The sequence below is a fragment of the Amycolatopsis kentuckyensis genome, from assembly GCF_002155975.1.
Lineage (GTDB): Bacteria > Actinomycetota > Actinomycetes > Mycobacteriales > Pseudonocardiaceae > Amycolatopsis > Amycolatopsis kentuckyensis.
This window is the reverse complement of the sequence record NZ_MUMI01000605.1, coordinates 1-8,751: the sequence shown is the minus strand read 5'-3', so window position 1 is coordinate 8,751 and position 8,751 is coordinate 1. Positions and strand designations below refer to the sequence as shown.

At 70.9% G+C, this 8,751-nt stretch carries 6 protein-coding genes; 2 read left to right on the top strand and 4 right to left on the bottom strand.

The window, feature by feature from the left end; genetic code table 11:
- Positions 1-403: 403 nt before the first annotated feature.
- The 4 genes from CCN39_RS43445 to CCN39_RS43430 are packed head-to-tail and all read right to left on the bottom strand — an operon-like array spanning position 404 to position 6,560.
- The gene (locus CCN39_RS43445; RefSeq protein WP_086852497.1) at positions 404-3,457 is read right to left on the bottom strand and encodes a glycosyl hydrolase 115 family protein; all 3,054 of its coding nucleotides are present in this window, start codon (positions 3,455-3,457) and stop codon (positions 404-406) included.
- Between the two features lie 15 nt (positions 3,458-3,472).
- Positions 3,473-4,297, bottom strand: coding sequence for a carbohydrate ABC transporter permease (locus CCN39_RS43440; protein ID WP_086852495.1), 825 nt, complete (start codon positions 4,295-4,297; stop codon positions 3,473-3,475).
- A complete protein-coding gene (locus CCN39_RS43435; RefSeq protein ID WP_086852493.1) occupies positions 4,297-5,268 on the bottom strand; it encodes a carbohydrate ABC transporter permease in 972 nt (323 codons plus the stop codon). Before CCN39_RS43435 ends, CCN39_RS43440 begins: the two co-directional genes overlap by 1 nt.
- Entirely contained in the window at positions 5,265-6,560 is a 1,296-nt protein-coding gene (locus CCN39_RS43430; protein ID WP_086852491.1) for an extracellular solute-binding protein, read from the bottom strand. The genes CCN39_RS43435 and CCN39_RS43430 overlap by 4 nt, the downstream gene beginning before the upstream one ends.
- 135 nt (positions 6,561-6,695) lie before the next feature.
- Here CCN39_RS43430 and CCN39_RS43425 point away from each other — a divergent pair, with 135 nt between their 5' ends.
- The gene (locus tag CCN39_RS43425) at positions 6,696-7,706 is read left to right on the top strand and encodes a LacI family DNA-binding transcriptional regulator (RefSeq protein WP_244211277.1); all 1,011 of its coding nucleotides are present in this window, start codon (positions 6,696-6,698) and stop codon (positions 7,704-7,706) included.
- A gap of 48 nt (positions 7,707-7,754) precedes the next feature.
- A partial coding sequence (locus CCN39_RS43420; RefSeq protein ID WP_279629624.1) for a glycoside hydrolase family 3 protein occupies positions 7,755-8,751 on the top strand: 997 nt, incomplete at its 3' end.

Below are 8,751 nucleotides of genomic sequence, written 5' to 3'. Positions count from 1 at the left end.
GCCAGCCCCTGCAGGAGATGGCGGCGGCCGGCGCCCGGCTGGCGATTTCGCTGGCCCGCGGCGTCGACCCGGAGAGCCACCGCCTGGAGCTGGCCACCAGCCTGGTGGTCCGGCACAGCACGGCGGCCCCGGCGCACCGGGGTTACCGGGTGCTGACGGGTGGCGCGAGGTAGCGACTGTGGCTGATCCACGGCCGGCGGGCGCGGCGCCGGTCGATCAGCGGCTTCCGGGCCCCGGAATTGTCGGTGCCCACCGGTAGAGTGGAAAACGGGGGGCGCCCCCGGCGGGCGGGCGCTCGAGTAAGCGTTCGGCAGCCTTCCCCGCCTACGCGGGCGGGCGTTAGAGCAGGCGTCCGGCAGCCTTCCCCGCCGACGCGGACCCGGGTCACACCCCTTCCCCTCGCTCACCACGGCCGCCGTGTGCTCTCCGGCGGCCCGAGGTAACTCGCCCGCAGCCCGCCGGTGTCGATCACCAGCTTCTGCACGATCACCGCCGGGTCCACCATCCAGAACTTCAGCACGTGCGGGCCCGCCGCCCCGATCTCGTGCCGCGTCGCCGTCAGGTTCACGTTGTCCGACGTCGTGCGCTCCCACTGGCGGTTCATGGACGTGTCGTCCGCGCCCGTCGCCTTCGTGATGTTCACGACCTGCGGTTCCGCGTCGTCGAAGGAGACCGCGTACCGCAGCCCGTCGCCCGGCAGCACGTTGCTGCGCGGGGACAAGTACGCCCACACCGTCACCGGCCCGGCCGTGAACAGCGTCGTCCGGTACTCCAGGCGCGGCCCCGCTCCCGGTGCGCGGCTCCCCGCCGTCACCGGGAACGGGGTCATCCCCGCGCCGGTCCGTCCGATGTCCGGGATGCGCCGCCAGCCGGCGTCGGCCGTCCCGATGGTGGCGCTGCAGTGCTCGGCCTCGATCGACACGTACCCGCCGGCCTCGACGAACCCGCGAGCCGGCAGCACCGGATTGCGCACGACCGCGTCCACCGCGACCGAACTCCCCGCGCCCGACACGGTGATCGGCACGGTCGTGGTGCCCTTCGGCACCCGGGACCAGTCGATCCGCACGGTCATCCGCAGCTCCTCCTCCACGCGGCCGCCCCGCGGCTCGACCTGCACCCACGGCGCGCCCGTCGTCACGGTGCAGCGGAACGGCGTCCGGCCGCGGTTGAAGACGTCGATGTACTGCGGTGGCGCGCTCTGGTACGGGCTGAACTCCGGCAGGGCCGGCCGTCCCGCGGCGCCGGGCCACGCCTGCTCGGAGCCGTCGACGGCGACCCCCAGCGACGCCGCCGCGGGCAGGTCGAGGCGCTTCACCGCCGGGAAGATGACGTCCGGCAGCGCCACGTTGTTCAGCTCCGGCTGCTGCCAGGGCGCGTTCGGGCCGTAGCGGGCGATGTCGCCGTAGTCGATGTGCGGCTGGGTCTGGAACCCCTGCCACTTGCCGCCGGCGATGCCGGTGTTGTACTTCTCCGCCAAGGCGAGGTCGTCGGCGAAGCGGGCCTCGGTGACCGTGGCGAGGCCGTTGGCCGAGGCCCGGCCCTGTGCCGCGTACAGCAGGTTCGTGAACTCGGCGCGCCGCAGCGCGTACAGGTTCGCCGTCGCCTGGGTCGCGTACTGGACCAGCTCGTAGAAGGCGTCCCGGAAAGCCATCGGCAGCCGCGCGCCGATCTTCGCCACCCGCGCCGCGAGGTCCTGCCACTCCTGCGTGACAGTGTCCAGCTCGCGGTAGTTGACCAGGCTGAACGGCGTCATCTGGTCGTCGTAGGAGATCGCCGCCGCGGTGGCCGGGTCCTTCGCCGGGTCGACGGTGATCCGCCGGTTGAGCAGCTCCGGCTTGCGGCGGGACTGCAGGCGCCCGTAGTCGTGCAGCACCCCGGCGATGTCCCCGGCCAGCGCCGTGCCGAAGTTCTCCGACGCGAAGTGACGCTCCCACGTGGACAGGCGTTCGACCGGGAGGGCCGCGGGATCCCAGGCGTAGTCGAGGAAGAACTGCAGCGGCAGCTCGTTGCCCTTCATGTCGCCGACGTTGGCCACCCACAGCCGGTCGTTGCCGTAGGCGAAGGCCTGGTGCAGCTGCTCCCACGTGTTCGCCAGCAGCGCGGTGTCGACCCACTTGTAGTTGCGGCCGCCGCCGACGTAGTCGAAGTGGTAGTAGAGCCCGTATCCGCCGGGGTGCGGCGGCAGGGACAGGTCGGGCATCTTGCGGATGTTGCCCCAGTTGTCGTCGGTGAACACGACGATGACGTCGTCCGGCGGGCGCAGGCCCTTCGCCCAGTACCGCTGGACTTCCTTGTAGAGCGTCCAGACCTGCGGCACCGTGGTGAGGTCGCGGCCGGTCTCGCGGGCGAGGATCTCCCGTTCGGTGGCGATGATCTCGCGCATCAGCTCGATGCCGTCGCCGTCGGGCAGGCCGACGTCGCCGTTGCCGCGCATGCCGAGCGTGACGACGCCTTCGAAGTCCTCGCGGACCATCCGGCGGATCCCGTCGGTCCAGTAGGCCTTGATCGCCTCGCCGTTGCGGCGGAAGCTCCACTCCCCCGTGCCGCCGTACGGGTCGTGCCCCGGCGTGGTGATGTTCCCGGCCGCGTCGCGGACCGCGGGCACCGCGTGCCGGTTCCACTCCTCGATCCCGCGCATCATCGGCGCCTCGTGCGAGGTGCCCATGACGATGCCGTACTCCTTCGCCGTGGCGTGGTTGAGCGGATCGTCCTCGGCGAACGCGCGTCCCCACACCGCCGGCCACAGGTAGTTGGCGCGCAGCCGCAGCATCGTTTCGAAGACCTTGGCGAAGAACAGGTGGTTGAAGCCGTTGGGGAAGCCCGGCGCCTGGCCCGGCCCGAAGTAGGCCGGGGCCCAGGTGCCGAGCGCCGGGTTCTCGTCGTTGATGAAGAACCCGCGGTACTTCACGTGCGGGGTGCCGAGGCTGAACCGCTCCCGCGGCAGGTGCAGCTCGGCCTGCCGCCGCGGCGGGACGTCCGCCCACCAGTACCAAGGCGAAACGCCGATGCGCCGGGAGACCTCGTAGACGCCGTAGATCACGCCGCGCTGGTCACTGCCGGTGAGCACCAGGCGGCCGTCGACGACCTGGCTCAGCGACGTCTCCCACTGGCCGGCGATCCCGGTGACGTCGAGCTTGCCGGCGGCCACCAGGCCGTCGACCAGCGGACTGTGACCGAGCGTGCCGACCACGACGACCGGGCCGTGCGCGGGGACGACGTCGAACGACACAGCGGGCCGCACACCCGTGACGCGTTCGACGTCGGCGGCCAGGTCGCCGACGACCCGCCGCACGCCGGGGAAGTCGCCCGAGCCGACCACGATCGTCGCAGCTTTCCCCCGTGCCACCAGCGGGAAGCCGGTCCCGGCTTCGGCGAGGCCCGGCAGGGTCACGGACCCCGCCGCTCCGGCCACGGCGAGTAGTTGCAGGAAGGCACGGCGGTGTACCTCGGACGGCACGGCAGACCTCCTGAGTCAGCCCTTCACGGATCCGGTCAGCCCGCCGACGATGCGCCGTTCGGCGAGCACGAAGAACACGAGCGCCGGGATCGCCGACAGGGCGGTGAACGCGAGCACCCGGGCGGTGTCCTGGGAGAACTGGGACTGGAACATCGCGACGCCGAGCGGGAGCGTGAAGTTCCCGGAGTCGTTGAACACCAGCAGCGGCAGCAGGTAGGCGTTCCAGCTGGTGACGAAGGCCAGCACGGCGACCGTGGTCAGCGCCGGTGTCGACAGCGGCAGCAGGATCCGCCAGAAGAAGCCGATCCTGGTGGTGCCGTCGAGCACGGCCGCGTCCTCGATCTCGCCGGGGATCGCGTGCATGAACGGCCGCAGGATCACGATCGTCACCGGCAGCGAGAAGGCCGCCTCCGGGATCGCCACGCCCCAGAAGGATTCGAGCAGGCCCAGCTGGCGCAGCCACAGGTACAGCGGCAGCGTCGCCACGCCGAGCGGGAACAGCAGGCCGAGCGTGAACAGCGTGTAGAACGCTTCCCGGCCCTTGAACTGATAGCGCGACAGCGCGTATCCGGCCATCGAGCCGAGCCCGACGGCGAGCGCCGTGGCGATCACCGCGATCAGCGCGCTGTTGCCGAGGAACGTCCAGAACGCGCCCGAACCGAGCACCGAGGCGTAGTTGTCGAACACCCACGGCCCCGGCAGCCCGGCTGGGTCCGTGTTGAGCTGCGCGTTGGTGCGGAACCCGCCCAGCGCCACGAACAGCAGCGGCACGACGGTCACGCCGACCACCACGATCGCCGCGAGGTAGCCCATCGACAGGCCGAACTTGCCCGAGCGCATCAGCCCACCATCCTCGTCAGGGCCCCCTGGGTGTCGCGGCGGAGCGCGAACCGCTGGTACAGCAGGGCGAACACGAAGCAGATGACGAACAGGATCACCGCAACCGCGGAGCCGAACCCGAACTCGTAGCGCTTGAAACCGTGGTCGATCAGGTAGGTCGCCATCGTCGTCGAAGCGTTCGCCGGGCCGCCCGTCGTCATGATCCAGACGACGTCGAACAGCTGGAGCGAGCCGATCACCGACAGGAAGATCCAGATCCGGATGGTCGGCCCGAGCAGGGGCAGCACGACGTGGCGGGTGGTCTGCCACGCGGACGCGCCGTCGAGCGCCGCGGCTTCGCGCAGTTCGGCCGGCACGCCCTGCAGGCCGGCCAGCAGCAGGATGATGCCGAAGCCGATGTACTTCCAGGTGATCACGGCGAACATCGTGTAGAGCACGATCCCCGGGTCGGCCAGCCAGTTGTGGACCAGCCCGCCGAGCCCGACCCCCCTGAGCACCTGGTCGGCGAACGCGTTGGGCTGCAGCATGAGCGACCAGATCACCGCGGTGATCGCCTCGGAGAGCACGTACGGCGCGAACACCAGGGCGCGCAGCACCGCGCGCCCCTTCAGCTTCCGGTTGAGCAGCAGCGCCAGCCCGATCGACAGCGGCAGCTGCACCACGATCGACAGGCCGGCGATGATCAGGTTGTGCACGATGGCGCTCTGGAACACCGAGCCGCCGAACGCGTCGGAGTAGTTCTTGAAGCCGACGAAGTCGTCCAGCGGGCCGAAGCCGTTCCAGTTGAAGACGCTGTAGAACGCCGCGATCCCGATCGGGACCAGGACGAAGCCGAAGAACAGCAGCAGCGCCGGCCCGAGCAGCAGGGTCAGCTCGAGCCGCTTGCGCAGGCCAGGGCGGTGCTTCCGGGCGGTGACCGCCGGTGCGGACGGCCGCGCCGCCGTCCGCACCGGGGTCGTCGCCGTGGTCACTTGTTGCCCGCCGCGGCCTGGTTGACGGCGGTCACGATGCCTTCGGGGGTGCCCTGGCCGGCGAACATGTTGGCCACCGCGTCGTTCAGCGCGGCGCCGACCGCCGTCGGGAACGCCCGGTCGAAGTACATCTGCACGTACGGCGCCTTCGTGCCGTAGTCGTTGACCTGCCGGAGCACGTCGGTCTTCAGCGACTTCGCGGCCACGGCGTTCACGGGCAGGCCGGTCCCCTTCGCGGCGAGCTCGGTCTGCACCGGCTCGCTGACCAGGTACTGCAGGAAGGCCGTGCAGGCCTTGTACGCGCGGGTCGTGCAGGCGTAGCCGTCACCGCCGCCGAGCGCGGCCGCCGGGTCGCCCTGGCCACCCGCCACGGTCGGGAACGGGAACCAGCCGATCTTCGAGTCCAAGTCCTTGTCGTCGGTCAGCGACGACATCGTGCCGGGCTCCCAGTCGCCCTGCAGCTCCATCGCGGCCTTGCCGTTGGCGACGAGGCCGGCGGAGCTGCCCGCGCCCTGCTGGGCGGGCGTGCCGGCGAACCCGGTCTGGAACGGTTCGGTGGCCAGGAAGTTCTTCAGGTCCTGCCCGGCCTTCGTCCAGCACGGGTCCTCGAGCTTGACCGCCTTCACCGACTGCTGGAGCACCGCGGTCGAGCACTCGCGGATGGCGAAGTAGTTGAAGTAGAAGGCATCCGGCCAGCGGTCCTTGCCGCCGACCGAGATCGGCGCGATGCTCTTGGCCTTCAGCGCCGTGACGGCGGCGTTCAGCTCGTCCATGGTCTTCGGCGGCGTGGTGATCCCCGCCTGCTGGAACAGGTCCTTGCGGTACCAGAAGCCGACGAAGTGCTGCGTGAACGGCACGCCGTACTGCTTGCCGTCGACCTGCCACTTCTCGCCGAACTTGCCGGTGGCCTGTTCGATCCACGACTTGGTGTCTTCGGTGATGTCGGCGACCTTGCCGGAGGTGATCTGCCCGGCCAGGTCGCCCGCGCCCCAGGACTGGTAGATGTCCGGTGGCTCGGCCGACTGCAGCGCGAGCGGGACCTTGGTGCTGAAGTCCTCGTTCTGCAGCGGCTGCGCCTTGATCGTGACGTCGGGGTGCGCCTTCTGGTAGTCGGCGACGACCTTCTCCCAGACCGTCTTGATCGGATCGGTGGTGCCGTTGTGCCACCAGGTCAAGGTGACCGGGCCGGTCGGCTGCGCGGGGGTTTCGTTCCCCCCGCTGCACGCGGACAGCGCGAGCGGGACTGCGGCCGCCAAGGCGGCGAGAACGGTGATCCGGCGTTTCACAAACATCGTGGGTCCACTCCTGACGACTTCGGCCGAGTTGGACGGGGCGGCTTCTGCGCCCGGGTTGGCGAAGAGTCTGCTCCCGGGACAAATGCCGTGTCAATCGTTGTCGATAACGTTTTCTATGGCTAGTCTGAGCCGATGCAGCCCAGTTCCAGGGTGACCATCCGTGACGTCGCCGCCCGGGCCGGCGTCTCGGTGGCCACGGTTTCGAAGGTGATCAACGAGCGCTACGGCGTCTCCGCCGCGACGCTCGCGCGAGTCCGCGCCGTGATCGAAGAGCTCGGTTACGAAGCGAGCTTGGTGGCGCAGAGCCTGAGAAACCACCGGACGAACGTCATCGGCATCCTGGTCGCCGACCTCGAGCCGTTCTCGACCGAGCTGCTCAAGGGAGCCGCGGACGCCATCCGCGGCAGCGGTTTCGAACTGGTCGTCTACTCCGCGGGCGGGCGCACCGGAGACCCGGTGGGCTGGGAGAAGCGCTACCTCTCCCGGCTGAGCGGCACCCTGGTCGACGGCGCCGTGCTGGTCACCCCCGCCGTCTCGCTGGAAGCCGTGCCGGGCACCCCGGTCGTCGCCGTCGACCCGCACACCGGGCCGTCGCACCTGCCGACCATCGACTCCGACAACCTGCGCGGCGCCCAGCTGGCCACCGAGCACCTGCTCGACCTGGGGCACCGGCGGATCGCCTTCCTCTCCGGCCGGCCCGACCTGCAGTCGGCCGAGCTGCGGAAGACCGGGTACCTGCGGGCCCTGACCGCCGCGGGCATCACGCCGGACGAGGACCTGATCCGGATCGGCGCCTACGACCCGGAGATCTCCGCGGCCTCGGCGCACGCCCTGCTGACCGGCCCGGACCGGCCGACCGCGGTGTTCGCCGCGAACGACATCTCGGCCATCGCGACCGTGGGCGCGGCCCGCGAGCTCGGGCTCGCCGTGCCCGACGACCTTTCCGTGGTGGGCTTCGACAACGTGCCCGAGTCGGCGCTCTGCAGCCCGCCACTGACCACAGTGGACCAGCCGATCCGCGAGATGGGGCACCGGGCCATCCGCATGCTCATCGCGCTGATCAACGGCGACGAGGTCGAGCGGACCCACGTCACGCTCGACACCGGCCTGGTGGTGCGGCACTCCACCCGCGCCCTCCCCTGAACCGTTTCCCCCTCCTCACTCCTCCCCCAGACGAAGGGCGGACCAGCCTTGACCACGCAGCCCACCACGGCCGGAGAGCCGTGGCGCGACCCCGCGGCCGACCCGGGCGAACGCGTCCGGGCCCTGATGGCCCGGATGACCCTGCGCGAGAAGCTCGCCCAGCTCTACGGGGTCTGGGTCGGCATCGACTCCGGCGGCGAAATGGCACCGCACCAGCACGACTTCGTCGACGCCTCGGTCGACTTCGACGACCTGGTCCGCCACGGCATCGGGCAGCTGACCCGCGTGTTCGGCACCCGGCCGGTCGACCCGGTGATCGGTGCGCACAGCCTCGCCCGCACCCAGCGGCAGATCGTCGCCAGCAGCCGGTTCGGGATTCCCGCGGTGGTGCACGAAGAATGCCTCACCGGGCTGGCCGCGTGGCAGGCGACGATCTTCCCGGCCCCGCTGTCGTGGGGCGCCACCTTCGACCCGGACCTGGTGCGCCGGATGGCGGCGCGCATCGGGCGCACCATGCGCGGGCTCGGGGTGCACCAAGGCCTCGCGCCCGTCCTCGACGTGGCCCGCGACCTGCGCTGGGGGCGGGTCGAGGAAACCATCGGCGAGGACCCCTACCTGGTCGGGACGATCGGCAGCGCGTACGTCGCCGGGCTCGAATCCGCCGGTGTCGTCGCGACGCTGAAGCACTTCGTCGGCTACTCCGCTTCCCGCGCCGGGCGCAACCTGGCGCCGGTTTCGGCCGGCCCGCGCGAGATCGCCGACGTGCTGCTCCCGCCGTTCGAACACGCGCTGCGCGCCGGCGCCCGGTCGGTGATGAACACCTACACCGACGTCGACGGCGTGCCGGGAGCGGCCGACCCGGCGCTGCTGACGGAGCTGCTGCGGGACACCTACGGGTTCGAGGGCACGGTGGTCGCCGACTACTTCTCGGTGGCGTTCCTGCACCGCCTGCACGGCGTGGCGGCCGACCGGGCCGACGCCGCCCGGCAGGCGCTCACCGCGGGCATCGACGTCGAACTGCCGACCATGGACTGCTACGGCGAGC